The 26,008-nt window shown below is 41.4% G+C and carries 18 protein-coding genes and 1 pseudogene; 10 read left to right on the top strand and 9 right to left on the bottom strand.

What is annotated here, in order from left to right:
* Positions 1-267 precede the first annotated feature (267 nt).
* The 3 genes from EGC82_RS05280 to EGC82_RS05270 are packed head-to-tail and all read left to right on the top strand — an operon-like array spanning position 268 to position 3,111.
* Positions 268-1,398, top strand: coding sequence for a DUF2157 domain-containing protein (locus tag EGC82_RS05280; protein WP_124729829.1), 1,131 nt, complete (start codon positions 268-270; stop codon positions 1,396-1,398).
* A complete protein-coding gene (locus EGC82_RS05275; protein WP_124729828.1) occupies positions 1,391-2,575 on the top strand; it encodes a DUF4401 domain-containing protein in 1,185 nt (394 codons plus the stop codon). The genes EGC82_RS05280 and EGC82_RS05275 overlap by 8 nt, the downstream gene beginning before the upstream one ends.
* Positions 2,575-3,111: a GDYXXLXY domain-containing protein gene (locus tag EGC82_RS05270; RefSeq protein ID WP_208646930.1), complete on the top strand. Its 537-nt coding sequence runs from the start codon at positions 2,575-2,577 to the stop codon at positions 3,109-3,111. Before EGC82_RS05275 ends, EGC82_RS05270 begins: the two co-directional genes overlap by 1 nt.
* Before the next feature lie 159 nt (positions 3,112-3,270).
* Here EGC82_RS05270 and EGC82_RS05265 read toward each other — a convergent pair whose 3' ends face one another.
* Positions 3,271-4,020: a putative porin gene (locus EGC82_RS05265; RefSeq protein WP_124729827.1), complete on the bottom strand. Its 750-nt coding sequence runs from the start codon at positions 4,018-4,020 to the stop codon at positions 3,271-3,273.
* Positions 4,021-4,587: 567 nt separating this feature from the next.
* On the opposite strand from EGC82_RS05265, the gene EGC82_RS05260 reads away from it, so the two are divergent.
* Positions 4,588-5,781 (top strand): serine hydrolase domain-containing protein, encoded by a 1,194-nt coding sequence (locus EGC82_RS05260; protein WP_124729826.1) that lies wholly within the window; start codon positions 4,588-4,590, stop codon positions 5,779-5,781.
* 92 nt (positions 5,782-5,873) lie between these two features.
* Here EGC82_RS05260 and EGC82_RS05255 read toward each other — a convergent pair whose 3' ends face one another.
* The 5 genes from EGC82_RS05255 to EGC82_RS05235 form a co-directional block, all read right to left on the bottom strand.
* Positions 5,874-6,296, bottom strand: coding sequence for a CBS domain-containing protein (locus EGC82_RS05255; protein WP_124729825.1), 423 nt, complete (start codon positions 6,294-6,296; stop codon positions 5,874-5,876).
* Positions 6,297-6,411: 115 nt separating this feature from the next.
* Positions 6,412-6,882: an acyl-CoA thioesterase gene (locus EGC82_RS05250; protein WP_124729824.1), complete on the bottom strand. Its 471-nt coding sequence runs from the start codon at positions 6,880-6,882 to the stop codon at positions 6,412-6,414.
* A 65-nt stretch (positions 6,883-6,947) separates the two neighbouring features.
* Entirely contained in the window at positions 6,948-7,673 is a 726-nt protein-coding gene (locus EGC82_RS05245; protein ID WP_164839091.1) for a CBM9 family sugar-binding protein, read from the bottom strand.
* 285 nt (positions 7,674-7,958) lie between these two features.
* On the bottom strand, positions 7,959-10,172 hold the full coding sequence (locus tag EGC82_RS05240) for a malate synthase G (RefSeq protein WP_124729822.1): 2,214 nt from the start codon (positions 10,170-10,172) through the stop codon (positions 7,959-7,961).
* Positions 10,173-10,485: 313 nt separating this feature from the next.
* The gene (locus EGC82_RS05235) at positions 10,486-11,436 is read right to left on the bottom strand and encodes a LysR family transcriptional regulator (RefSeq protein ID WP_124729821.1); all 951 of its coding nucleotides are present in this window, start codon (positions 11,434-11,436) and stop codon (positions 10,486-10,488) included.
* Positions 11,437-11,545: 109 nt separating this feature from the next.
* On the opposite strand from EGC82_RS05235, the gene EGC82_RS05230 reads away from it, so the two are divergent.
* The 4 genes from EGC82_RS05230 to EGC82_RS05215 all read left to right on the top strand — a co-directional run bounded on the left by EGC82_RS05230 (position 11,546) and on the right by EGC82_RS05215 (position 17,225).
* A complete protein-coding gene (locus tag EGC82_RS05230) occupies positions 11,546-13,126 on the top strand; it encodes an isocitrate lyase (RefSeq protein WP_124729820.1) in 1,581 nt (526 codons plus the stop codon).
* A 604-nt stretch (positions 13,127-13,730) separates the two neighbouring features.
* Complete coding sequence (locus EGC82_RS05225; protein WP_124729819.1) at positions 13,731-14,825, top strand: hypothetical protein; 1,095 nt, start codon at positions 13,731-13,733, stop codon at positions 14,823-14,825.
* Position 14,826: 1 nt separating this feature from the next.
* The gene (locus tag EGC82_RS05220; protein WP_124729818.1) at positions 14,827-15,297 is read left to right on the top strand and encodes a three component ABC system middle component; all 471 of its coding nucleotides are present in this window, start codon (positions 14,827-14,829) and stop codon (positions 15,295-15,297) included.
* The gene (locus tag EGC82_RS05215) at positions 15,297-17,225 is read left to right on the top strand and encodes a DUF3732 domain-containing protein (protein WP_124729817.1); all 1,929 of its coding nucleotides are present in this window, start codon (positions 15,297-15,299) and stop codon (positions 17,223-17,225) included. Before EGC82_RS05220 ends, EGC82_RS05215 begins: the two co-directional genes overlap by 1 nt.
* A gap of 449 nt (positions 17,226-17,674) precedes the next feature.
* Here the strand turns inward: EGC82_RS05215 and EGC82_RS05210 are convergent, their stop codons facing one another.
* Complete coding sequence (locus EGC82_RS05210; protein ID WP_124729816.1) at positions 17,675-18,907, bottom strand: hypothetical protein; 1,233 nt, start codon at positions 18,905-18,907, stop codon at positions 17,675-17,677.
* A 782-nt stretch (positions 18,908-19,689) separates the two neighbouring features.
* On the opposite strand from EGC82_RS05210, the gene EGC82_RS05205 reads away from it, so the two are divergent.
* The gene (locus EGC82_RS05205; RefSeq protein WP_124729815.1) at positions 19,690-20,265 is read left to right on the top strand and encodes a porin family protein; all 576 of its coding nucleotides are present in this window, start codon (positions 19,690-19,692) and stop codon (positions 20,263-20,265) included.
* A 197-nt stretch (positions 20,266-20,462) separates the two neighbouring features.
* Here EGC82_RS05205 and EGC82_RS05200 read toward each other — a convergent pair whose 3' ends face one another.
* Positions 20,463-20,876 carry a hypothetical protein gene (locus EGC82_RS05200; RefSeq protein ID WP_124729814.1) on the bottom strand — a complete coding sequence of 138 codons (414 nt, stop codon included), beginning with the start codon at positions 20,874-20,876 and terminating at the stop codon, positions 20,463-20,465.
* A 725-nt stretch (positions 20,877-21,601) separates the two neighbouring features.
* On the opposite strand from EGC82_RS05200, the pseudogene EGC82_RS05195 reads away from it, so the two are divergent.
* A pseudogene (locus EGC82_RS05195) lies at positions 21,602-22,065 on the top strand (IS4 family transposase); the annotation flags it as partial.
* 969 nt (positions 22,066-23,034) lie between these two features.
* Here EGC82_RS05195 and gcvP read toward each other — a convergent pair.
* A complete protein-coding gene (gene gcvP / locus EGC82_RS05190) occupies positions 23,035-25,923 on the bottom strand; it encodes an aminomethyl-transferring glycine dehydrogenase (RefSeq protein ID WP_124729813.1) in 2,889 nt (962 codons plus the stop codon).
* Between the last annotated feature and the right edge of the window lie 85 nt (positions 25,924-26,008).

The following is a 26,008-nucleotide window of genomic DNA, read 5'->3' as shown; positions in this document are numbered from 1 at the left end:
GGCGATCATAAATGTGAGTCGCACCGAAAGATACCGTTTGCCAGGGAAAAGACACTGATCATAGACGCTAAGCATCAGTGTTAAGCTGAGTGCAAATCTAAGTGCAAATCTAAGTGTCTGTATTTAAAATACAGTATGATATTTTCAATGTATGTTAATTGCATATGACTTTTAATTGCATATAAGTAGCGTTAGTTTACATTTAGCTTAGTGAGTGAAAACGTATTGGCTGCAACTGATTCAATAAAAGGGATAACGGACAAGGGAATGATGACGCAAAAACGATCCACTATATGGCATTGGTTTTTAGACGGTAAGATAGACCGCGCTAACTTTAAGGCCGCAATGTTAGAGGCCTACCCTCACCCCAATGCAAACAAGTGGCAGCAATTAATTGCCAATCTATTATTGTATCTCGGGGTGTTATTAGTGGGCGCCGGTGTGATATTTTTCATGGCGTTTAACTGGGATGCGCTATCGCATCTGAGTAAATTTGCCATAGTCGAAACCCTATTCACGCTGTTTATTGGCGGATTTTATCTCGCTAATCACACACAAAAAAAATACCTTTTACCATCCAGTTTGCCACATAATCAGCATACGCCGCATTTTCAGCAAAGCCAGCCTAGCCCAAATATTTATGGTTGGAACCTGCCTAACGCCATGTTATTGGGTGCCAGCATTATGCTTGGGGCATTACTGGCGTTAGTAGGGCAAACCTATCAAACAGGCGCTGACCCATGGCAATTATTCGCCATTTGGGCGGTACTCATTTTACCCTTTGCTTACATCGCAGGTTTTGATCTGTTGTGGTTACTAATAGTGGTGTTACTCAACGTCAGTTTAGGGCTATATCTGCAATCCTTTGCATCGGTATTTAGTTTTCTACTCGAAGACATCCAGCAAATTGCTATTTTTGGCTTAGTTAACTTAGCCATTCACCTACTATTTATCCTTGCGAAAAGCTTTCAATGGCGCGGACAATTGCGCTTTAACTGCCTCATGGTAGAAGCAACCAGTTTACTGGCTAGTATAAGTGCATTTACCTGGCTAATCGTGTGGGTTATTTTTGACTTCAGCTATGACTACAACTCCAGTGAGCATATTGCCTATTATGCGCTGCTTTACCTCGCCATTCTGACCAGCTTATTTGTTTGGTACCGTTATCGCTCTCCCTCTTTATATCCACTCACACTGGTGTTAACCAGCATAAGCACCGCGATTGTCTCGCTACTTTCAAGAGAGCTTCTTGATAGCCACGACCCCATTGGAGGCTTTTTTCTAATAGCAATGGTGGTTATAGGCCTAACCAGTGGCAGTTTATATTGGCTAAAACAATTACAAAAAGAGTTTGCTCAAACGGCAACGCTTAACAGTGAGGAAGCCGCTCATGAGTAATATTAAATCATCCAACACATTATGGCTTTCACTGCACAATAAAGGTTTGGTAAACACAGATACCGCACCAGAATCTATGTTAGCCAACCCTTGGTATATGATTGCCGCACAAATGCTGGGCGGTTGGATTGCAGCGCTATTCTTATTGGCGTTTGTGATGGTGGGGGTGTCGTCTGTAAGTGATATAACCGAATCATTTATAGGCTTTGGCACCACGCTCACTCTCGGATGCTTAGCGTATTACAAGTTAGGCGAAAATCGACAAGAGTTTATCCTGCAGATGGTATTTGCATTTAGCCTATGCGGACAAATAATGCTGCTTTTTGGCACCTTCGAAAGCTTAGAATCAAGCAACGAAACACTCATAGCAGTTATTTATGGGGTCACGTTTGCCATACACTGGCTCGTCATCCCCCACAAAGCTAACCAATTTGTCGCGGCATTAGCCATGGTGCCCAGCTTATTAGCCATCTTAGTGATTAACCATTTATCACTACTTATATTGCCATTATTGGTGCTGAGTTTAGTGCTTATCTGGACTCAAATTTATCGATGGCCACAACATTACCAGCGCATCAGAATGTTAGGTTACGCCGTTGCTATCAGTCTACTACTCACCAATTTCATGTTATCTGAAATGGGCGACACGATGGAATTACCCAACGTACTCATGGCACTAAGCTCTAGCCTCAGTGATTACTTAGCTATCGTCATCAGTTTGTTATCAGCCCTATGGTTGATGAATCAAATTTATAACCAGCTCCACTTTAATGCCAATAGCAATACTAATACCGATAGCACTAAGTATGGCAATCGCGATCACGTTGTTACTGTGCGTCCCCGTGACATGTTAATGGTTATCCTAACGGCGATATTAATCGGTCTACTGTCCATCGTCATGAGCGGATTAAGCGCAGCACTACTCATGCTACTGCTAGGTTATTTTTATAACGAGCATAAATTAGTCATCATTTCGGTATGCGCCCTACTCGCCTTTATCAGCATGTATTATTATTCACTCCACATCGACTTGTTTGATAAGTCATTGTGGTTAATGGCCAGCGGCATAGTGCTACTACTGCTCAGATTTGCCATGAGCATGAATACTAACAAGACAGCTGAAGCAGAAATAACAATGAATACCGCGACAACGGCACAAAATAAGGAGCAACCATAATGGAATTAAATACTATGGCGTCGCTCAATTCACGCCAGCTAAGTCAGCGGTCACTTTGGGCTATTATCGCAGCATTGTGGATACTCGCCGGTATTAACTACAAGATTTTTCAGCAAGAACAGCTGTTGGCTAATGGCGAAATAATCCTGTTTGAACTCGCGCCGGTCGATCCGAGGTCGTTAATGCAAGGCGATTACATGGCATTAAATTACGACATTGCCCGAGTCGTTAGCCAGTCAGTTGATCAACTCTCAAACAAGCCAAATAACCATGATGGCTTTTTTATTGTCACACTCGACAATAACCACATCGCTCAGTTCGATGGCATCTACCACGGCGCTGCGTTAACACCAGCACAGCGACTGATCCAATACCGTGTTCGTGACGGCAGGGTCAAACTGGCCAGCAACGCTTTTTTCTTTCAAGAAGGTCGAGCTGAAGAGTTTGAAGAGGCTAGATATGGCGAGTTTAGAGTTAACCAAGCAGGACAAATACTGCTGAGTAACATGATAGACAAAGATTTTAAGCGGATTTAAGCGACAGTGAATTATTGAAGATGAAAGAATAGCCTCAACCATCAATGATTAAAGATAATAAAAAATAAAAAAGGAGCCTGGTTAAGGCTCCTTTCTTTAAGGGAGAGGATCTGTATCAATAAGCGGTTATTGATAACATTTTATTAGAGATTTTTTAGCTTAGAAACGACCAACAACACCCACACCAACAAATAAACCGTCTACGTCAGAATCAAGTACTTTTGCTAGCTCAAAAGTCGCTGAAAAAGAATCTGACATACGTAACCAGTAAGCTGTTTTGGCGGTAAAGTTATCGTCTGAACCATTATCGTCATAACCTAAACCCACAGACCATGCTTTAGTTACATACCAGTCAGCGTTTACGTTAAACATATCGTCATCATCAGTATGAGTCCACATCGCACCTAAATCGATACCTGTAGTGCTTTTAAGATCGATAAAGCTACGCGCTTCAAGACCATAGATAGAATCAATATCGCTACCATCAACATAGAATGCAGCAACTTTTGAGCTGTCGTTGAAGTAATAACCTACATCAAGTTTGTAAGTATCAGTATCGAAAGCACCAGCATCATAACGTTGGATTGCCGCGCCAACAAACCACTTAGAATCGAAAACATATGTGCCATCGACATTGAAAATATCAAGGTCAGCATCATCAATTATTGAATAGCTAGCGCCAACATTAGTAGATTGTGCTAAAAAGCCATTTAATGCATATGGGCCTTTTTCTTGTGATACTGAGTCAAGATAAAAACGGTAGTTTAGATCCCATTGTCCATCACCGAACTCTTCAGTATTAGCAGAATATCCTAGACCCGCTTCGTGGTGAAATGGCGCATCTTGTGCAGCCATAACAGGTAAAGCAGTAAAACCTAATACTAATGCTAATGCAGTCACGTTTTTCATCAATCATTCCTTAATTTGATTATTTTACACTAGGTGATTCAAGCAGATAAATAGAGTGGGTTAACCAAAAGGGTTAATCCTTTAACTCAACCGTGGCCTAACCGTAATGTTGGCCAACGTGCTTTCCTAGCGGCGCATACTCTAAAATAATAAAATGTTAAAATAAACCCGAAACAAAAAATTAATGATATTTTTCAATGAAATACATTACATGTAATGTAAGCTATGTCGCCACCACCTACTTTAGCAATAGATAAACTCGTAACCATTAAGTTGTAAAAATGTTAATTAAAACAGTTGTTCTAACTGATAGGCCAATGGCAGCAAAGTAAATAACACCGAGAATAAACAAAACAGCGGTTTTAGGACTCACGGAAATTAACACAAGTAATGGTAAATCTAATGGCTGTTTTTGATTAACAACAACCTAATGCCGAGAGTCTTGTTAGCCATTCAACACAGGGCGTACCATTCCCAGAGGTAGCCATAACAAACTCGTTAACTATTTGATTTATAGTCTCGATAACATTAGGTTATTGTTAACGCCTACGCTATTTGGAAACACTCATGTCGACTTTGCTCAAGTTCATCAAAGGCTCTTTTATAGCTCTTATCACCATTGCCGTTATCTTACTGGCATTTAATTGGCAAAGCGCAAACCGCTTATACAGCGTCATCAGCTTGTTTGATGAAGCACTCATCGTGAATAACTTTTCCCACATGAATGACGTGTTTTTCAACAAAAAAATTGTTCACCAAGGTCAACCTTATGTATTTGGCGTCGAACCAAAAGCCTTGCCAGACTCTTTCACCTACCGAGACAAAGTCACTAATAGCGATGCGTTTTTAGCGCGCAGGGCAACAACCGCATTGTTAGTGCTTAAAGACGACAACATCACCTTCGAGCAATACTATTTAGGTACCCAAAGTGACGACAAACGGATTTCGTGGTCGATGGCCAAATCCTTTGTGTCGATATTATTTGGTATGCAAGTCGATGCTGGCAACATTGATATCGACAAAACAGTCGGCTTTTATCTGCCAGAGCTTGCTAAATCTGGGTATGGCAACGTTAAAGTTAAACACGTACTGCAAATGTCGTCTGGGGTTAAGTGGAACGAAGACTATCTAGACTTTAATTCTGACATTAACAAAATGGGTCGAGTGCTGGCCATTGGTGGCTCGTTAGACGACATGACCAGTGAACTGGTGAATGAATCTGAGCCAGGTAAAGTCTTTCATTATGTCAGCATGGACACCCACGTAATTAGCATGATCCTCAGGCGTGTAAGCGGAAAATCATTAGTCGAACTGATCCAACAAAACCTGTGGAATACCATCGGCATGGAAAGCGATGCGTTTTGGCTAACCGACTCTCAAGGCGCTGAATTTGCATTAGGCGGCTTAAATGTCACTACCCGTGATTACGCCCGCTTTGGCCGTTTATTGCTAAACAATGGTGACTTTAACGGCAAGCAAATCGTCTCGGCAGAGTGGATAAAAGCCGCCACCACACCACAAGCTGAATACCTTAAACCGCAAAAAGACAAACTCGGCTACGGCTACCAAATTTGGTTACCACCACAAGCACAGCAAGGGGAATTCTTTTGTGTTGGGGTTTATGGGCAATATATCTATGTGAATCAACAACATAATGTGGTTATTGTAAAAAACAGTGCCGATTTAGGCTTTCAAGATAGCCTAATATCAAAGCATGAAACCATCGCGTTTTTCCGTGAGATTGTCGCGTCATTACAATAAAAGGCATCCGCTATTAATGGTATTACGCTAACGTGACAACTCAAGCGCTTACACTCACAACGCCTCAAATAATCATCAAAGCCAGCTGGCGTTTATTGTTGTAGCAATAAACGCTGGCACAGTTTGACAAAATCAGACGAGGTGACAATCCCTAATACCTGGTTTTGCTCATCGACCACAGGCAAGCAGCCTAATTTGTTATCGATAAAATATTGCACCACAATGGTTAACGGTTCATCTAATCCAAGCTTTTGCACTTGAGTATCCATCACCTCGGCAATTGGGGTGTAACGCTCTTTTCGATCAAGTGCCCCTTGGCCATATTTATTAAGCATGGTTAATACCATCGCAATCATCTTTTTATGTGTCAGCATGCCAATAAACTCACCAGTAGATTCACTGATCACCGGCAAATGACGCACATTTCGGCTTTGCATTAACAGATGCGCATCTTTAAGGCTCGCCTCATGGCTAATACACACCGGATTAGGGGTCATAATATCACGCACATTCATGGTCTATCTCCTTAACTCACATAGGTTAAATACTAGTCAAAAGTAAAACGTTACGCTAACAACCTTAACTAATAAGCACACCGCTACACTGTGATCCTACTCGCTAATCTGAATGCTACTCGTTAATCTGAATGTTAGCTCGGCCATAAATATCGGCAAATATTTCGGGCATTCGTTTTGGGCGGCCGCTAGACAAAGCAATACACACAAACTCGGTGCGTGCCGTGAGTAAAGACACACCATCACTGCGGCGAATAAACTCAAAATGGCGCGCCAGTTTCAGCCTGCCATCGCACTCCACAATCCAGGTGGCACAATCGATGACATCATTAAGATAAGCCGCAGCCAAATAATTAATCTCATGACGGCTAATCGCCATGCCCCTATCTAACGCGATATATTGCTCAATCGTTAACCCAAGCGCATTAGAATGTGCCCAGGAGGTTTGCTCTAATTGGCTCACATACGCGACATTGTTGGCATGTTGATAATGATCAATCTGATCTGGGCTAACAGTCCAGATCATAATAAAAGGATCGGCATGCCGCCATTGTTGAGCTGCAATAGTGTTGCTTGAATCGGGCATCCGTTTCGCCTATTGGTAATTAAAATCGATTAAACGCACAAACAACCTTGAAAGATCAACAGGCCCTAGCGTTTCAGGGTTATTTTGCCAAACACACTGGCATCAATAAACCCTCTGTTTTTGTCACCGTTAACCGGAGTAATGTCATGAGAACCCATAAAATGCTCTCTTAATGGGCTGCCGTCATTATCACAATAGGCGAGCATAAAACCGATCACTTTATTTGGTGTTAGCAGTAAAGGCTTATCTTCTTGGCCTTGTTTAAAATCATTAGGATACAGCTTAATCGCGACCTCCCAAATCACATTATAAGGCGCCTCACTACTGCGCTGCCAACGGCTCTTTAAGTGCGACGTATACAAATGAGCTTGTTTGTCTGGGCCATAATCAGCCGCCTGATTATCTAAGCCAATATGGTAAGCAAATGCACTGTGATTAAATTGATGGTCGCCACCAGAAGCATCGCTATCAATAAACACTTCCAGAGTGTCATCATCCCAATAATTCACCGTTGGGTCGGCATGGGTATCAAGCAATACATCATCGGTAATTTCAGCTTGCAGATACAAATAGTGCTCATCCCACAGTAATTTATATTGACCGCTAAAATCACTCGCAGAGTCGGGCAATACTCCATCCATTAAATACGGCATCGTATGCCACTTCGCTTGCTGCCAGGCAGAGTCAGCAACCCCATCAATATCGATAGGCGTTGCAGTATATTCAACATCCATAGCAAAAAGAGTCTGGCTACTAAACAGTAACCCCAAAGCAAATAACGAATATTTCATCAGGCTCATCTCTAGTCAGTTTTATATAGCCTCGCTTAATCTGGCTTTGAAAACAATCATAAATGAGACCCACACTTAAAAGCTTTGTATCTAACGATGTCTGAAATAAATCGGCCAAACAATCTGTTCAAAACCCCGTAGGCTAGCTAGTACTTTAAAAATTTACTCTGACATCACTCTTACACCAACTAAAAAATAACCACAAAAAAAGCCCTAATCTTTGCAAGATCAAGGCTTATTTATTGCGTGACTACATAGGCTTAAAGCCAGTATTAACGATACTGATTAACCTGCTTTAGCTTTAGTTTTAGCTAGAATTCGATAAGCATGTAGCAAAGGCTCAGTGTAACCAGAAGGTTGAGATTTGCCCTTAAAAATCAGATCGCATGCTGCTTTAAAGGCGATGCCGTCAAAGTGAGGTGCCATATTAGTGTACAGCGGATCACCAGCATTTTGAGTATCGACCACCGCAGCCATTTTTTTCAACGCCGCCATCACTTGCGCTTCACTGCATAGGTCATGTTCAAGCCAATTAGCTAAATATTGCGATGAAATTCGTAAGGTTGCTCTGTCTTCCATCAAGCCGACATTATTAATATCAGGCACTTTTGAGCAGCCCACACCTTGATCAATCCAGCGCACAACATACCCCAAAATACCCTGAGAATTATTTTCTAGTTCAAAAGTAATTTGCTCATTGGTGAGTGTTACCCCTTCTGCAAGTAAAGGAATGGTCAACAAACTGTCAATGCTAGCACGTGGACGTTGCTTAATGTGTTGCTGAACGTCTGCCACATTAATTTGGTGATAATGCGTAGAATGCAGCACGGCACCATTTGGCGACGGCACCCATGCGGTGTTTGCACCCGCTTTAGGATGAGCCACTTTTTGCTCAAGCATCGCGGCCATTTCATCTGGCATAGGCCACATGCCTTTACCGATTTGAGCGCGACCTTGTAAGCCACATTCAAGCCCAATATCAACATTCCAATCTTCGTAAGCACTGATCCATTTTTGCTGTTTCATCACCGATTTAGGCACAAACGGGCCTGCTAACATTGAGGTATGCAGCTCATCACCGGTGCGGTCAAGAAAGCCGGTATTAATAAACACCACGCGCTCTTTAGCAGCCCTAATGCACTCTTTTAAATTCAGTGTCGTTCTGCGCTCTTCATCCATAATGCCGACCTTAATCGTATTACGCGGAAGATTGAGCGCATCTTCTATCTTGGTAAACAGGTCACAGGTAAATTGCACTTCTTCAGGGCCATGCATTTTAGGTTTTACAATATTCACCGAACCTTTGCGACTATTACTACGACCATTATTGTTACCTTTAAGGTCGTGCATCGCAGCAAACACAGTGATCATGCCATCAAGTATCCCTTCAGGTACTTGGTTGCCATTTTTATCCAGCACAGCATCAATGGTCATCAAGTGACCCACATTACGCACAAATAGCAAACTTCTGCCGGGTAACGTAACTGTTTCTAAATCTGCATTCTGGTTGGCTCTCTGGTTGGCAATAGCAGCGGTATAGACGCGATCATCATTGAGTTCTCTAACGATCTCTTTACCATTTTTAGTCAGCGAAGCAGATAAGTTACCTTGCATCAAACCTAACCAATTGCGATAAATTTCAACCTTGTCTTCAGCATCCACTGCGGCGACAGAGTCCTCACAGTCCATAATGGTGGTAACAGCGGCTTCAACCAGTAAGTCTTTAACGCCAGCGCGATCGCTGCCACCAATTACACTGCTTGGGTCTATTTGAATTTCGATATGCAGACCATTATTCACTAACAAAATAGCACTGGGTGCATCGGCACTACCCTGGTAACCCACACACTTGTCGGTTTGGGCTAAAGTGGTAATCGAGCCGTCTGTTAATTGCATCCGTAACACACCTGCGTCGATGTAATAACGGGTCACATCGGCATGGCTGCCTTGTGCTAAAGGCGAAGCGGTATCTAAGTGCTGTTTGGCAAAAGCGATAACTTTGCTGCCGCGTAGCGGGTTGTACTGTTTCGTTAGCTCCGCGCCACCTTCTTCAGATATCGCGTCAGTACCATATAGTGCATCATACAGGCTGCCCCAACGAGCATTGGCAGCGTTAAGCGCAAAGCGCGCATTTTTAACCGGCACTACAAGCTGTGGTCCCGCTTGCGCGGCAATTTCATGGTCAACGTTTTCAGTGCGAATTTGAAAAGCCTCACCCTCAGGCACCAGGTAACCTATTTCAGACAGAAAAGCTTTATATGTTGCAGGGTCAAAATCTTTGGTGGGATGCTCAATATGCCATTGATCAATTTGCTGTTGTAGTTGTTGTCTTTTTTCTAATAGCTTCACATTAACCGGAGAAAATTCGCTAATAATGTCCTCAAATTTTGCCCAAAAGGTTGCAGAGTCAATGCCAGTACCTGGGCAAATATCACTGTCGACCAGCTGCCACAATGCTTGCGCTATTTGTAATCCACCTACTTGAATACGTGCTGTCATTTTATATCCCTACCTTAATTTCTGTGCGTTGACCGTAAACTCAGCCCTAAAACATTAGCCTTAAATCATTGGCCATAAATCATTAGCCCCAAATCCTTAGCAATAAATCATTAGCCATAAATCATTAACCCAAACTGATGCCACTGTTAACAGCTTACTGTTCATACGCGGTAATACTTTACTCTATATCAAAGTTATCTTATTTATCCAATTTATACTTGTTATCACCGCTATTCACCAAAGATATGGCAAAATGGCGTTTTTTGGTTACTTTACAACATATGCGTAACTAAAGATCATAATGCCAATAACATTAAACATCGCCTCTATTTATCTCTTCTGCGGTTTGAGTGATAAGTTGACGCATCCACTGATGCGCTGGATTATTCTGAAGCAAAGGGCTCCAAGCCATAGTCAATGCTATGGGTTGGATAATAAAAGGCGGCGGAACAATGCTCACCCGATCATTATTATTGTGATGACGAGCCATCTTACTTGGTATGGTTGCGATCAAATCTTGTTGCTCAGCCAACAAACAAGCGGTTTGATAATGGCGAGTAAAAACGGTGATCTGGCGTTTTACACCTATTCGCGTTAACGCTTCATCTACCCAACCCAAACGCTGAACATCATCTGGGTTCATCCCTACCCCAACGCCCATTCCTGTTTTACTCACCCACACATGCTTAGCTTTTAAATAACTGTCTAAAGAAAATTTCTTTAAAACAGGATTACCCTTACTAATCAGGCAGCTAAAATCATCGCTCCACAATACTTTTTGATGAAATGATTGCGGAATACTGTCGAAACGATTGATCACCATATCGACTCTTCCTTGTTCTACATCAGGGAAACTGACATCACTTGGGGTCATGATATCTAAAATAATGTTGGGCGCTTGAGTACGAAGCTTGGCAATAAGTGGCGGAATTAACGTCGCTTCAGCATAATCACTTGCCATAACACGGAAGACTTTATCACTGTCGAGTGGATCAAAATTGGCGCGCGGTTGTACGGCTTTTTCCAGCCCAATAATCAACTCACTGATGATGGGTTGCAACTCATTTGCACGTTCGGTCGGCGTCATGCCCTGACTCGTGCGAATAAGTAACGGATCATCAAACAAGTTTCGTAAGCGTTTTAGGCCGTTACTCATTGCAGGCTGGGTGATCCCAAGCTGGTCTGCCGCTTTAGTAACATTTCTTTCACGTAGTAAAACATCTAAATAAACAAGGAGGTTCAAGTCGATACGAGATACATTCATATGGTGAATACCGGAAATAGTAAGTATAAATTAGGCTTATTTAACCAAATCTAGCTATTATTTTCAACGTAATCAATTGCCGCTAATCTATTTGTTAAGGAATAAACACATGACTCACTACAAAAATAATATCGATGAAGCTGCCACCTTGATTAACTCAGAAGGTAGTGCATGGAATGCCATCAACCCAGAGTCAGTCGCTCGTATGCGTCTACAAAATCGTTTTAAAACTGGGTTAGACATCGCAAAGTACACTGCCAAGATCATGCGTGAAGACATGGACAACTACGACAAGGACTCATCGCAGTACACTCAGTCTTTAGGTTGCTGGCATGGTTTTATCGCCCAACAGAAAATGATTTCGATTAAAAAACATCTATTAACCACTAAGCGTCGTTACTTATATCTTTCTGGTTGGATGGTAGCGGCACTGCGCAGTGAGTTTGGTCCATTACCTGACCAATCTATGCATGAAAAAACCTCTGTTGCTGCGTTGATTAAAGAGCTATACACCTTCCTACGTCAAGCTGATGCCCGTGAACTGGGTAGCCTGTTCCGCGAATTAGATAGTGCTAAAGAGTCAGATAAAGCCGCGATTCAACACAAAATTGAAAACTTCGAAACCCACGTTGTACCGATTATTGCCGACATTGATGCCGGTTTTGGTAACGAAGAAGCCACTTACTTAATGGCAAAACAGATGATTGAAGCCGGTGCTTGTTGTATTCAATTAGAAAACCAAGTGTCAGACGTAAAACAATGTGGCCACCAGGACGGTAAAGTCACCGTGCCACACGTTGAGTTTTTAGCAAAAATTAACGCGGTTCGTTATGCATTTTTAGAGCTCGGTATCGATGACGGCGTGATTGTTGCGCGTACCGATTCATTAGGTGCTGGTTTAACGCAAAAAATTGCTGTCACTAAAGAAGCTGGCGATCTAGGCGATTTATACAATAGCTTCCTTGAAGTTGAAGCCATTGATGCAGCAAAACTTGAAAATGGTGATGTGGTATTCAAGCAAGGTGGCAAACTGGTCAAACCGGCTCGTCTACCAAATGGCTTATTTAAGTTCCGTGCTGGTACGGGTGAAGAGCGTTGTGTACTTGACTGTATTACTTCATTGCAAAATGGCGCTGATTTATTGTGGATTGAAACTGAAAAGCCGCATGTATCTCAAATCGGTGCCATGGTTAACGAAATCCGTAAAGTTGTTCCTAATGCCAAGCTTGTGTATAACAACTCGCCATCGTTTAACTGGACGCTTAACTTCCGTCAGCAAGTATTTGATGCGATGCAAAAAGCAGGACAAGACGTATCAGCTTACGACCGCCCTCAATTAATGAGTGTTGATTATGATGGCACTGAGCTTGCTATCCAAGCTGATGAAAAAATTCGTACTTTCCAATCTGACTCGGCACGTGAAGCAGGTATTTTCCATCACCTTATTACACTACCGACTTATCATACAGCTGCACTGTCTACCGACAACTTGGCTAAAGAATACTTCGGTGACCAAGGTATGTTGGGTTATGTTGCCAATGTTCAACGTAAGGAAATCCGTCAAGGTATCGCCTGTGTTAAACATCAAAACATGGCAGGTTCAGACATGGGTGATGCACACAAAGAGTACTTCTCTGGTGACCAAGCGCTTAAAGCGTCTGGTAAAGACAACACAATGAACCAGTTCTAAGACAGCTTTTATAAACTGCTTGTGTAGAGAGTAGAAACTAGAAACTAGAAAGTAACTTACCCAAATAGTGACTAGCTTAAGCGATGTTTTTGAAGTGAACATGACTAACAGCGAAAACTAAACCCAAAAGGCCTGCTTAAAATAAGCAGGCCTTTTTATGTGTCACTTACAGGTAAAATAGTAGCAGTGTCACTACAGCTGATTCCGCGCCTTCTTTACAGCTACCCATTAAGAAACACACTGATACAAGTCATTCTTATGCTATGACATTTTTGACATACATAATAGCAACAAGATAATTAGAAATAGATTGAATAAAAGCGTAAAAATCGGTTATTGTCTGAACACACAAGGAATGCTGTCTCTAATGCAGTTAAAGCAACAAGTGATCAAATCGAAATCAGGGATGAAACCATAGCCACCACGCTATCGTTTATACAAAGCCACAGCACACAGCTTAACGCCCTTCCCTCTTTGATCTTTTTGATGCATTTCTAATAATAAAATGGGAAATAGAGTCAATTTATAAAGTGACTCAGTCCACTTATTTGCAAGCACAAAGTGAAAAATTTAGCCCGGCCCAAATTATTGAGTATTAATCACTATGCCTGAAAGAACTGATGCCACAAAAAATATACTTGGGATAGAGTATCAAAAACTTATCTCACTTGAATACTGCCTGGATTCACCTCCCAACAAAACAGTATACATAGAGTACTACGGAGATGTAGCTACAGATAACGAGTCTGTTGAGGTCAAGCATCATTTTGGAAAAGGCAACTTATCAAGCAAACATATAGATTTTTGGAAGACTCTGTATAACTTGGTTGATGATAGACTTGCGTACGACGCTTTCGATTCGCTAAAATTACACACGACTCAGTCGATCAAACCTGATTCAATTTTTTATGGTTGGAATACACTTGAGGCATCAGAGAAATTAAGCAGAATTAAAGGGATCGAGTCAAATGAGACCATAAGCACTCAACATTCAAGAATTATGTCGGAAAGTGATGAGATCCTTAAGGAAATATTAGGCAAGCTCACTATAGACTCATCACAGCCTAAAGTAGAAGAAAAGCTAGATAGCCTATTATCTCACTCAGGAATTCAATTTATAACTTCAGCATATGATAAAGCCGACTTTATAGAAAAGATGATCGGTTATATCACAACTAAAGCAATTAGAAACCCAAACTGTTGGGAAGTTAACATAAATGATTTTAGAGATAACAATGCTCGTTTTTTACGCAAATACACACAAGGTGTAACTGCATTTCCAGTTACAAAAATAGAAGAAGTCAATCGAGGAATCGACCAGAAATTTCTATTCGAAAAACAAATGCATAGCGTAGGGTTCACTGTGCGAAAAATTGACAGAGCAGTAAATAACTATTTGAGAGCAGATAATAGTAAATTGAAAATGTTATCTACTTCAGTCCCCCCTGAAACTATAGATAACTTCACAAGCGAGTTACTTGATCTTCTACTCGAAACAAAGGAAAGCTATGAAGATTACTTTGAAAGTGGCGAGTTCGCTTGTGTAAAAAAAGCATCAAGAGATATGTATGATAAATGCCTAGATATTAAAGACTTAACAATGGATGGTGTAAGTGGCATACATGGGTATTACTTCCAAGGAAGTGTACATGGGATTGTTCAAGCAGAATATTTCTGCATCCCTATAGTTGAGAGTTAATATGAAGGCTAAACAATTAAGTGAACTAATGTATTCGCCATGCTGGGTTGGCTCCCTATTGTCTTACTTCATTAGTGGTGCACAAAAGAACAATAAACAAGGCATAAAACTTGAGCTAATTTACTTAGTTATCCCACTACTGAACATACCAGAATTAAAAAGTAAGTTATCCAAAGCAAATGTGAAAACTACCATCGAGACCTTGTTGTCTGAAAACAGAATCAAAACATCCATTATTGGTATTAACGCAACAATACCTAATTTCAAAGTCTATTCAAACAACGGGTTAATAGCACTATCTAACTCAAACTCGATATATGTCTCTGACATGGCGTGTATGAAGAAAGCTGTTCACTATAAGGATGAAAGTAATGCAGGGTTAAAAAGTTTCTATAAAGCTGCATACAACTTAGGTGTGGTTCTTTCAAAGGAAGAGCCAAGCGATGTGTTTATTCAGATAGGATTTAAGTAATGAAAGCTGTAATTAAGAAAGTTATAATATTTAACTCCTCTGGTGACATGAGATTTGTTGATTTTAAGCGTGGAGTAAATGTAATAACTGGAGATTCGAAAACAGGTAAGAGTGCAATCTTAGAAATTGTAGACTACTGTTTATTCTCTGGTGTATCAAGCATTCCAGCGGGGGTGATCACTGAATTTGCAGAATTGTTTTGTGTAATCTACGAAGTCGATGGAAACTATATTGTAGTTGGTCGTCATGCTAGAAAAACTGGAAAAGGAAAGGCTGCATACGTCAAAATAGAAACTAATGACTTATTTCTAGATGAGTTTTCTTGTGATTACTTCTCTTCTATACAACCTGTACTACTTAAAGTTGCTCAGTCAAGATTTGAAAAGTTCATTGGCTTAGCTGTTAGCGACATATCGTACAGTGTAAACAATAGAAAAGAAGGCAAAGCATCAATCCGAAGTGCTAGTTCCATTTTATTTCAGCATCAAAACTTAATAGCTAATAAGCATGCTTTGTTCCATCGATTTGAGAGCTATGACAAGCGTGATAGAACTATCAAAGAGTTCCCTATATTTATGGGTTGGGTCGATGGCGAATACTACAGTAGCCTCAGAGAGCTAGAAGAACTTGAAAAGAAAATAAAAGTGGAGCAGAAGCTGAGAGAGAAATCTACGAAGTCAGAATCTGAAAAAAAAGAAACAGTGAAAAACTTAGTTGAGTCTTACTTCAGCTATATCAACTATCAATATGACTGTGATCTACCTTTGAGGAAATTAAAAGCTTTAGCTCAAGAACTACCCATGTTGCAGGAGGTATCATATAGTTCTAACGGAGTCTGGAGAAAATATGAAGAGCTGAATGATTCTATTACCAACGATAGGGCAATACTTTCTGATGTAGAAAAAAGGCTGGTATTATTAGAAAGTAATGGTGATCAAGCATATAGTTACATGAACAGTTTAAACAATATTCAATCAACTTTAGCTGTTAATAACATTTCTGATACCAAAGATATTACTTGCCCAGTTTGTGAGTCTCAATTACCTCATATGAATGAACAACTCTATAGTATCAATGAAGCTAGAGCAGGTTTATTCAACAAAATTCAACAAATTGGTCACTATACCGAAGACCGTTCAGAACAGGTAACTGCTTTAGAGTCCCAAAAGAGTAAAGTGCAACGTCAAATTAGAATTAATAGAGCGAAATTGAAAGAACTAGAAATATCCCAAAAAGAGGTTGCTCAGAAAATTAGGTTTCGCGACTCTGCAATGACAATGCGCGGGAAGACAATGTCTCAAGTTGCTGAGTTTTTTAATAGAGATAATTTGATTAGTTCTGACACTAACCTTTCAGAGTCTAGACAAAGAGCTATAAAGTTAAGAGAGAAGATCAATTTATATGGTTTGCAAGAAAAGTATAATGCAGCAAATCGATTCCTATCTAAAAGTATGACAGATATTTGTGATGAATTAGATTTTGAAGATGAGTTAAGACCTGTGACACTCCATTTTGACTTAGAAAGCTTCAGTTTCCATGTTGAGAGTAGAAAGCAAAAAATAAGACTCTATGAGATGGGCAGTGGTGCTAATTGGCTTGCATGTCATCTTTCTCTATTTCTATCATTACTGCACCTGACAGCTAAAGAGGAAAATTCCTGTATCCCATCAATTCTATTTATAGACCAGCCTAGCCAAGTTTATTTTCCTTCAGGGAGAATTCAAAAGGATGATAAAGACTTAATGGAGGTAGCAAATATCTTTGATGTCATAAATAAGAAACTGGAAGATATCAAGCTTAGCACTGATGAGCAACCCCAAGTGATAATAATGGAACATGCTGATAATTTGTCACTCGAAAATGGCATCATCTTTGAAGATTTAGTTGTAGAAAGATGGACTGAATCTACAGGGGATAAACTTATATAAATTCAGAGAAATACAGAGGAAACGTACTAAATAAGTGGGGTAAGAGTCTGACGAATCCCCACAAAAAATCAATAAAAATAATGAGATAGGTTAAAAACTTAGGAACATTCATGGCATTGGGTGATAAAATTTATCGCCAAACAAAAATTACCACGCGTAAATGCCATGAATGCAAAACAAGTTTTATCAAAATGCCTCTCACTTGTCACCCTCCCCCGTTAACGCAAAAAGCGCACAAAACACTCCGCTTGAATTTGTTTGCTGCCATTGAAAGCTCAATGAAAGGTGACGTGGTCATAGTTATAACAATTATATGACGCCAGCCGCTGCCGAAATGGCAGCATAAAACGCCCCTGTTTGTGTACAGTTTTACTTGACCACATCAGACATGCTTCGACCAGAAACTTTCGGGCGCTTCCACTAATGGAAAGAGTTATAAAACTTTACACTCAATTTTGTTTAGCTTTTATTTTGCACAAGTGATGCTCGATGAAGTATTTGGTGAGTGCATCGGCAACATCATCCAGACAGCGTTGCACGCATTCTTGGTTTTGATTCATTTGTTTCTTTTTAGCGTCTTCTGAATTCTCCCCAAACGGTATTTCTTCACCTGATGCCAGGATGAAATCACAATCTAACTTATCTTCTCTAATGTTCTCGTGAATGATCTCCTCTTCGAACGTGAGATCAAATAGCGTATTACCCACCTCCTCTTGAGCTATTGATATAAGGTCTCCCTCATGGTTTTCGGTTTCCTCAAGAAATTGGCAGTTGGCTAAAACATCAGGCCAAAAGAGGTCTGTGTCGCCCACAAGGAGGTCGTAGATCATCATGTAGTCGTCATAATCAAGTGATTCAAAGCCGTTAAACATCGATATTGTAAGCATGTCATCCAATGTATGATAGATAGCTTTAGCCGTTGCTTCTTTGATCAGAAGCTTGTCTTCAATGCCATCATCAATGCGTTTTTCGATATCCAGACGCTTTTCCCTGGCACTGTTTACATCAAAAGGAATACGTTGGCACTGCTTGTGAATGCATGTCAGCACCTGTGTAACATTATTCTCGTTCAGCGTACCAGTGACTGAGCCTTCAGCAAGGTAAAGTTTATCCCAGATACAGGTGGCGAGCTTATGCCCACTACCTAAGTGCAGCATAAGCTCATAGTTTCTATGGTTTTTGTAGTGTTTTTCATCTTCACTAGCCTTGGTATCTTCTGAGGTGCTACTGAAATTCATGGAGCCGACAAACAGATCATCGTCGCATTGGAGGAGTTTGATATGCGTATGTGGGTTGGCAATGATCTCTATGGAGTCCACATGTTTGTAAGCGAGAATACCCTCGAACGCTTTAATCAGGCCGTCGAGTTGTTTTTTATCTTTCTTGGCGTTGTTAACGTATTCACAGCAAAACGCGACATTCAATGTCAGTCCGTCTTCTGCGTTTTCGATAAAATCATGGATAACATTAGGGAAACGATCTCCGACGATGTAAGTCATGACAGTGAGGGTGCTGACTTTGCTTTTCTTGATTAAGTGGCGAGCATCGACATAGGTTTCACGAAACAAAACGTCTTTGATGGTGACGTTGGAAAAGTCGAATTCATCACTAAGTTTGAAGCCCTCAAAAGCGGTTTGAGAGGTTTCATATTCTTCATAGGCGTGGCGGGCGATTTTGGACATGAGTCATCGAATCCATTCTTTTGTGCCGTTCGAGCATATCTCGATCTAATCAAACATCGAGATAGCGAGCATTTGTCTGATGATAAGTTATTTTGATCTTCCGTTTCAAGGAATAAGTAGGGTTTCAGCCTGACAAACCACAAAAAAAACAAAAACAATGAGATAAACTAAAAAGATGAGGATGTTCATGGCATTTGGTGATCAAATTTATCGCCAAACAAAAATTACCACGAGTCAATGCCATGAATGCAAAGCACCTTTTATCAAAATGCCTCTCACTTGTCACCCGCCCTGTTAACACAAAAGAAGCGCAAAAGATGCACAAAAGATGCACAAAACTCACCGACAAAGTCTGTTCTCTGCAATTGAAAATGTCCAGTTTAGCTTGACCAGTACAGTGGCCGCAGACCTAGAGACATAAAACCAAAGAATAAAGGAATATCAATGTAACGAATATAGTTTATCTTTTCCGAAAACGATAAAATAGCGCGTAACACATTGATAACATTGCGTTACTATATGAAAAAATTACAATTCAATCAGAAATAAATACCGTTTTACGTTATCACGACCTCATTAAGCAGGCAAAGAAATAAGCAGTATCATTGGATATATATGGTCCCCCAACCTTTACTCACAAAAAAGCAGACGCAACCAATTGATATTAAAGCAAATATAAAAATCAGATAAATAATTCTCTGTTACTTTTATAAAGTTGGCATCCGTTTTGTTACTAGTTAGATGTAGTTAGATGTATTTACGTAATTAACTAGGAGTACCTTATGAAAAATACGATTATTACTTTAGCTGGACTTATTTCGTTAGCTTCTTTCAGTACTTTTTCTCACGCTGATGACTTCAAGAAAGACGGAGCAGAAAATGGCGTTTATGTCGGCGCTAATTATGGTTACCTCAAAGTCGATGGCGAGGATGACTTTGACGACGACAATGATGTTCTCCAGGGCCTAGTTGGTTATCGCTTCAACAACTATCTGGCGCTGGAAGGTAGCTATATTGATTTTGGTCATTACGGCAACAACTTATCTAGCGCTAAAACAGATGGTTATACCGCAGGTCTAAAAGTGACATTGCCAATTGCTGATCGAGTAGAGTTGTATGCTAAAGGTGGTCAGTTATGGTATTCCACAGATTATGACGTAGTCGGATTTTCTGGCAATAAAGATGATGAAGGTGTATTTGCTGGAGCAGGTGTTGCGTTTAAGGTAACAGAGCGTTTTCTAATTAATGCCGAATACAATTGGTATGATGCAGAAATTAATTTGGATAATGTATCTAACGGTTCCGACACAGAAACAGACTTTAAACAGGCGAGTATCGGCGTTGAATATCGTTTCTAGTGATCAGTAGAATGCTTAAATTAACGACTTAAAAGTAAAATCCAAAGGGTGTAATACAAATTGTGTTACACCCTTATTTTTAAATAAATGGGGTCAAATTAAGCAGAGTCTGACCCATTTATCAAGGTTTAATCAAGGGTCCACAAGCATACAATTAAATTAGTGGGGATCCCTCAGACTCAGCCCCTAACTTCCCTTTATACGTCTGTAGTAAGAGAGCCTTTCAATTGAGTATCGAATGTGCCACCTAATGCTTTACAGTCGATATCATCTGGTGAATCCCATGTCACAGCCGTACCACGTACAACAGGTCTGATAAATTGCCATGGCCAGAAACCGAAACGATGGCCACCGTTGTAGTCAATGATTGCATCAGCACCTAAGGATTGTGCTTGTTTCACTATTATTGGCAGGACGCTATTAATATTTCCATATCCATTTTTTGCATACTTTAACTGAGTAATCACGGTGTATTTTATATCTGATGAAGGCACTCCTGATATCAGGCAGATGGGATTGCTGTGGGATGTAGATTGATTGGCAACGATACTTGTGTTCGAAGCACATGATGTCAGCAGTACCAGACCGGTTAAAAGTATTAGCTTATGCATTAATTGAAATCCTTTCATTTAATTTAATGTGAAGCGCGCTAGTCTATCTGTTTTGGGTATGAATGACATCATAGACCGAGGTCAATTAAATAAGTGGGGCAGAGTCTGAGGAATCCCCCACGAATTTAATAATACTTTACACACGAGCTGAAGATAGCCAGTTCGTGCACCTTGCTGCGGCTATACTACCATTTGATATATTTTAGCACTTGCCTTTTTTGGCTTGGCCAGGAGGACAATGGGTTCCATTGTTACTTGAGTTGCCATCAACGATAACTTTAGGTCCAGATACTCTTACTGAAGGCCCTATTAATTCGCACCCAGCGAGAAAAACGAGTAATACTAGAGGGAGTAATTTAACTATTTTCATTATTTGTTCCAATTTAAATATGCAGCTTGAGGGGGGATGAGCGACTTCATTTAAAGTCCATTCGTCTTTTAGTTCGCCTTTTAGTTTGGCACACTCTTTGTCGCTGCCAACTTCCGAATCACAATCAGTTCAAAGTCGCATATGTGGTAATGCTAAAAGTATACCTGCTAAGACCAAGCAGCTTATGCTAAGAATTAAAATCAAGCCAGCCATTTTGAATAAATGGGGGTTAGAGCCTGACGAATCCCCAAAAAATAGTGAATAAAAATAATGAGATAGGTTAAAAACGGAGGAGCATTTATGGCATTTTGTGATCAAATTTATCGCCAAACAAAAATGACCACGAGTCAATGCCATGAATGCGAAACACGTTTTATCAAAATGTCTCTCACTTGTCCGCCCGCCCCCGTTAACTTAAAAAACGCACAAAACACTCCGCTTGAGTTTGTTTGCTGCCATTGAAAGTTCAATGAACGGTGGCTCGCTTTCTATCACAGGACTTGGCCGGAATATAACGAATAAAGCAAAAGAAAAACATAAGATTAAACGTGTAGATAGGCTCTGTAGTAATAGCCACTTACATCGTGAAATCGAGTTTATATACACCCGTATGACCTATTTGCTCGTCGGAAAAATGAAGCAACCAATCATTCATATCGATTGGTCAGATCTTGATGACCGTAGCAGCATTTTCTCATTCGAGCATCTTTGGCGGCTCAAGGGCGCTCATTGACACTTTATGAAGGAATACATCCGCTAAACAAAAAAGAGAAGCCTAAAACTCATCTACTATTTCTGAAAAAACTTAATCATATCCTCATGCCATTTATAGGTTTTAATGTCATACCATTTATAGGTTTTAATGCTTTTCCATTTATAGGTTTTAGTGTTTATCTCAAGTATCGTAGTAGCTGTTAACTATAGTTAAATAAACTGTATGACACTAAATACATAGGCCAACACCTGGATTCCGGCTCAAAAGCATTACCGGAATGACGTAAATATAAGCATTACTGGAATGACGGAAATTAAAAAGCGAACCAACCGGTCCGCTTTTTAATGCTTTAGATATTATATCTGCAGGCTCCATTTTACTTGAGGCCGTTGAAGACTCTTTGCAAGTGAATGCGTGAGCCTGACAGGACGTCAGGCTAGCTTTCGCGGTACAGGTCGTTCTTTGGTATCTGCCCCATATGGATATGGGAAATGTCATTATGATGTCGGGAACATCATTGACCATGCCATCACGACATTCGTAAATCCATTCGCATCAGATTCCCATCGGAAGCGTTAGCATTTTCACTCTTTATTGTAAGATGGGCCGAAGCAGACTACAAACGAAGTTAAAAGCTGGATCAATCCCCATGGCGACCTTTTCGCATCTGTTGTTTAAATCATTAAGGAAAATGTTGCGGGGCGGCTGGGCCAATTCTTTTATAAAGAGTAAAGAGGGAACAGCCGTTGGTTTCCTCTTGGTCTGGTGTGGGCGAAGCGCCACGACGTTAGTGGCCGCAGGCCTAAAAGCAACAAGCAAACACCTGGATTCCGGCTAAAAAGCATTGCCGGAAAGACGTTTGTTCGGAATTTACTGGAATGACAGGCATAAAAAAGCGAACCAATCGGTTCGCTTTTTTAATTCTCATACTTCAATTGAAGCCCACTACAATCATAATTGCGTCGCTGGCGAAGCTAGTACAAGACGAACCGAAGGCTCTAGCGCGGAGTTGACTGGTGTCAATGAGCACTGGAGCCGAGGTTCAACGCTGTAATAGCGAGACTAAGCAGCAATTATTCGTAGTCTGATAATGGGACACAACTACACATCAAATTGCGATCGCCATACACATCATCGATGCGATTTACGGTCGGCCAAAACTTATTCGCCTTAACTGCAGCCGTTGGGAACACGGCTACTTCACGACTGTACGGACGTGAATCAAATTCGGTGTCCATAATATCCGCTAGGGTGTGAGGTGCATTATGCAGTGGGTTATTGTCCACTGGCCACTCGCCTGCTTCTACCTTGGTAATTTCACCGCGAATAGAAATCATCGCTTCGATGAAACGATCCAGCTCAACCTTAGACTCAGATTCAGTTGGCTCAATCATCAAAGTACCCGCTACTGGGAAACTCATGGTTGGCGAATGGAAACCATAGTCGTTAAGACGCTTAGCGATATCCATTTCGGTGACGCCTGAGGTTTCTTTTAATGGACGTAAATCGATAATACATTCATGCGCTACGCGGTCGTTACGGCCAGTAAACAATACTGGATAATGAGGCAGTAGCTTTTTCATGATGTAGTTAGCGTTTAATAGCGCTGTTTGGGTTGATTGCTTAATGCCTTTAGTGCCTAACAGCTTGATGTACATCCAGCTGATTGGCAGGATGCTGGCGCTACCGTAAGGTGCTGCAGATACCGCGCCGTTATGGTCGCTTTCGCGGCCTGGCTTAACCACTACATGGCCTGCCACAAATGGCGCAAGGTGCTTTTTAACACCGATTGGGCCCATACCTGGACCACCGCCGCCGTGCGGGATAGCAAAGGTTTTGTGCAAGTTTAAGTGCGATACGTCTGCGCCGATAAAGCCAGGTGATGTTACCCCAACCTGTGCGTTCATGTTGGCGCCGTCTAGGTACACTTGGCCGCCATATTGATGGACGATTTCGCATACTTCGCGGATAGATTCTTCGTACACACCGTGAGTCGATGGGTAAGTGATCATGATGCACGATAAGCTGTCGGCAAGCTCAGAGGCTTTAGCGCGTAAGTCTTCTAAATCAACGTTACCTTGCTTGTCACACGCGGTTACTACCACTTTCATACCGGCAAGTTGCGCCGATGCTGGGTTAGTACCGTGAGCTGATTGTGGTATTAAACACACATTACGGTGCGCGTCGCCGCGAGATTCGTGGTATTTCTTAATCGCTAATAAGCCCGCGTATTCACCTTGTGCACCTGAGTTTGGCTGGATACACACTTCGTCGTAACCAGTGATTTTAACTAAATACTCAGACAGCTCATTGATTAACTGCGTGTAACCTTTTGCCTGGTCTAATGGGCAGAATGGGTGCATGTTGGCAAATTCTGGCCAGCTTACCGGCAGCATTTCTACAGCGGCGTTAAGCTTCATGGTGCATGAACCTAACGATATCATTGAGTGGTTTAAGGCTAAATCTTTGTTTTCCAAACGCTTGATATAACGCATCATCTCGGTTTCGCTTTGGTAGCGATTAAACGTTGGATGGGTTAATACTGCATCTTGACGTACTAATGCTGCTGGAATTGACTGGCTGCCATTGGCAACGATGTCGGCATCAAGTGCGGCAACGTCTAGGCCATGGCCTGTGCCTAAAATCACGTCGAACAACACTGCGATGTCTTGTCGCAGAGTGGTTTCATCTAAGCTGATGCCCAGTATGCCGTCGGCGTCGATACGTAAGTTAACTTGTGCAGCAATGGCACGAGCATTAATGGCGACAACGTCGGCGCTTTTTACGCTGATGGTGTCGAACCAGGTGTTGTTAACTAACGTTTGGCCTTTAGCTTGTAAGCCTGCGGCTAAGATGTCAGCTAAACGATTAATGCGTGATGCAATGGTTTTTAAGCCTTGTGGGCCGTGGAAAACCGCATAAAACGACGCCATATTGGCTAATAGAATTTGCGCGGTACAAATGTTTGAGTTGGCTTTTTCGCGGCGAATATGTTGCTCGCGCGTTTGCATGGCCATACGTAATGCAGTGTTACCGCGAGTGTCTTTTGACACGCCAATAATACGACCTGGCATTGAACGTTTGTGTTCGTCACGGGCAACGAAGAATGCGGCGTGTGGTCCGCCGTATCCCATTGGTACGCCAAAACGCTGTGCACTACCAAATACCACGTCTGCGCCCATGGCGCCCGGAGATTTAAGCAGTAATAACGACATGATGTCGGCAGCAACGGTCACAATCACTTTGTTGTCACGAAGCTGAGTAAATAGCTCTGTGTAGTCTGTGATTTGGCCGTGGCGGTTGGTGTACTGGAATAATGCACCAAATAATTCGTAGTTTACGGCTTCATTTGCTGGGCCAACGACCACTTCAAACCCAAAGCATTCTGCACGGGTTTTCACCACGTCTAGGGTTTGTGGGAATACATCATCGGCAACAAAGAAGATGTTGGCTTTTTTAGCTTTAGACACGCGCTTGGCTAATGCCATGGCTTCTGCTGCTGCGGTGGCTTCGTCGAGTAACGATGCTGACGCAAGGTCAAGACCGGTTAGGTCCATTGACACTTGTTGGAAGTTTAAAATAGCTTCTAAACGGCCTTGAGCTATTTCTGGTTGATATGGCGTGTAAGCCGTATACCAACCTGGGTTTTCAAACACATTTCGCAAAATGACATTAGGCACTTGTACGCCGTAGTAACCCATACCGATATAGCTTTTAAAGACTTTATTTTTGTCGGCTATGTTACGGATATAGGCGATACCTTCAGCTTCGCCACATGAATCACCGATGGTGAGATCTTGCGGTAAGCGAATTTTACCAGGGACAGTTTGGGCGGTGAGATCTTCTAATGATTCTGCGCCAATGAAGTTCAACATTTCTTGTTGTTGTTCTGCACTTGGGCCAATGTGGCGAGTCAGGAAAAGTTCGTGCTGTTCTAGTTGTGTCAGGGTTTGCTTGGTCATGTTAAACCTTGTTCCAAATCGACCAGTTATGGCGGTAGGGCACAGAACTGGATTAGGGTGAAAATGGCTAATACGTGAATAACCT

This window comes from Shewanella livingstonensis, from assembly GCF_003855395.1.
Lineage (GTDB): Bacteria > Pseudomonadota > Gammaproteobacteria > Enterobacterales > Shewanellaceae > Shewanella > Shewanella livingstonensis.
This window is presented reverse-complemented; position numbering and strand designations above follow the sequence as displayed.

Coding starts and splice junctions, on each gene's coding strand:
- EGC82_RS05200 (WP_124729814.1), bottom strand. CDS start 20,876: ATGCATAAGCTAATACTTTTAACCGGTCTGGTACTGCTGACATCATGT.
- EGC82_RS05265 (WP_124729827.1), bottom strand. CDS start 4,020: ATGAAAAACGTGACTGCATTAGCATTAGTATTAGGTTTTACTGCTTTA.
- gcvP (WP_124729813.1), bottom strand. CDS start 25,923: ATGACCAAGCAAACCCTGACACAACTAGAACAGCACGAACTTTTCCTG.
- EGC82_RS05215 (WP_124729817.1), top strand. CDS start 15,297: ATGAAAGCTGTAATTAAGAAAGTTATAATATTTAACTCCTCTGGTGAC.
- EGC82_RS05225 (WP_124729819.1), top strand. CDS start 13,731: ATGCCTGAAAGAACTGATGCCACAAAAAATATACTTGGGATAGAGTAT.
- EGC82_RS05275 (WP_124729828.1), top strand. CDS start 1,391: ATGAGTAATATTAAATCATCCAACACATTATGGCTTTCACTGCACAAT.
- EGC82_RS05255 (WP_124729825.1), bottom strand. CDS start 6,296: ATGAATGTGCGTGATATTATGACCCCTAATCCGGTGTGTATTAGCCAT.
- EGC82_RS05240 (WP_124729822.1), bottom strand. CDS start 10,172: ATGACAGCACGTATTCAAGTAGGTGGATTACAAATAGCGCAAGCATTG.
- EGC82_RS05280 (WP_124729829.1), top strand. CDS start 268: ATGATGACGCAAAAACGATCCACTATATGGCATTGGTTTTTAGACGGT.
- EGC82_RS05250 (WP_124729824.1), bottom strand. CDS start 6,882: ATGCCCGATTCAAGCAACACTATTGCAGCTCAACAATGGCGGCATGCC.
- EGC82_RS05260 (WP_124729826.1), top strand. CDS start 4,588: ATGTCGACTTTGCTCAAGTTCATCAAAGGCTCTTTTATAGCTCTTATC.
- EGC82_RS05270 (WP_208646930.1), top strand. CDS start 2,575: ATGGAATTAAATACTATGGCGTCGCTCAATTCACGCCAGCTAAGTCAG.
- EGC82_RS05245 (WP_164839091.1), bottom strand. CDS start 7,673: ATGAAATATTCGTTATTTGCTTTGGGGTTACTGTTTAGTAGCCAGACT.
- EGC82_RS05210 (WP_124729816.1), bottom strand. CDS start 18,907: ATGTCCAAAATCGCCCGCCACGCCTATGAAGAATATGAAACCTCTCAA.
- EGC82_RS05235 (WP_124729821.1), bottom strand. CDS start 11,436: ATGAATGTATCTCGTATCGACTTGAACCTCCTTGTTTATTTAGATGTT.
- EGC82_RS05230 (WP_124729820.1), top strand. CDS start 11,546: ATGACTCACTACAAAAATAATATCGATGAAGCTGCCACCTTGATTAAC.
- EGC82_RS05220 (WP_124729818.1), top strand. CDS start 14,827: ATGAAGGCTAAACAATTAAGTGAACTAATGTATTCGCCATGCTGGGTT.
- EGC82_RS05205 (WP_124729815.1), top strand. CDS start 19,690: ATGAAAAATACGATTATTACTTTAGCTGGACTTATTTCGTTAGCTTCT.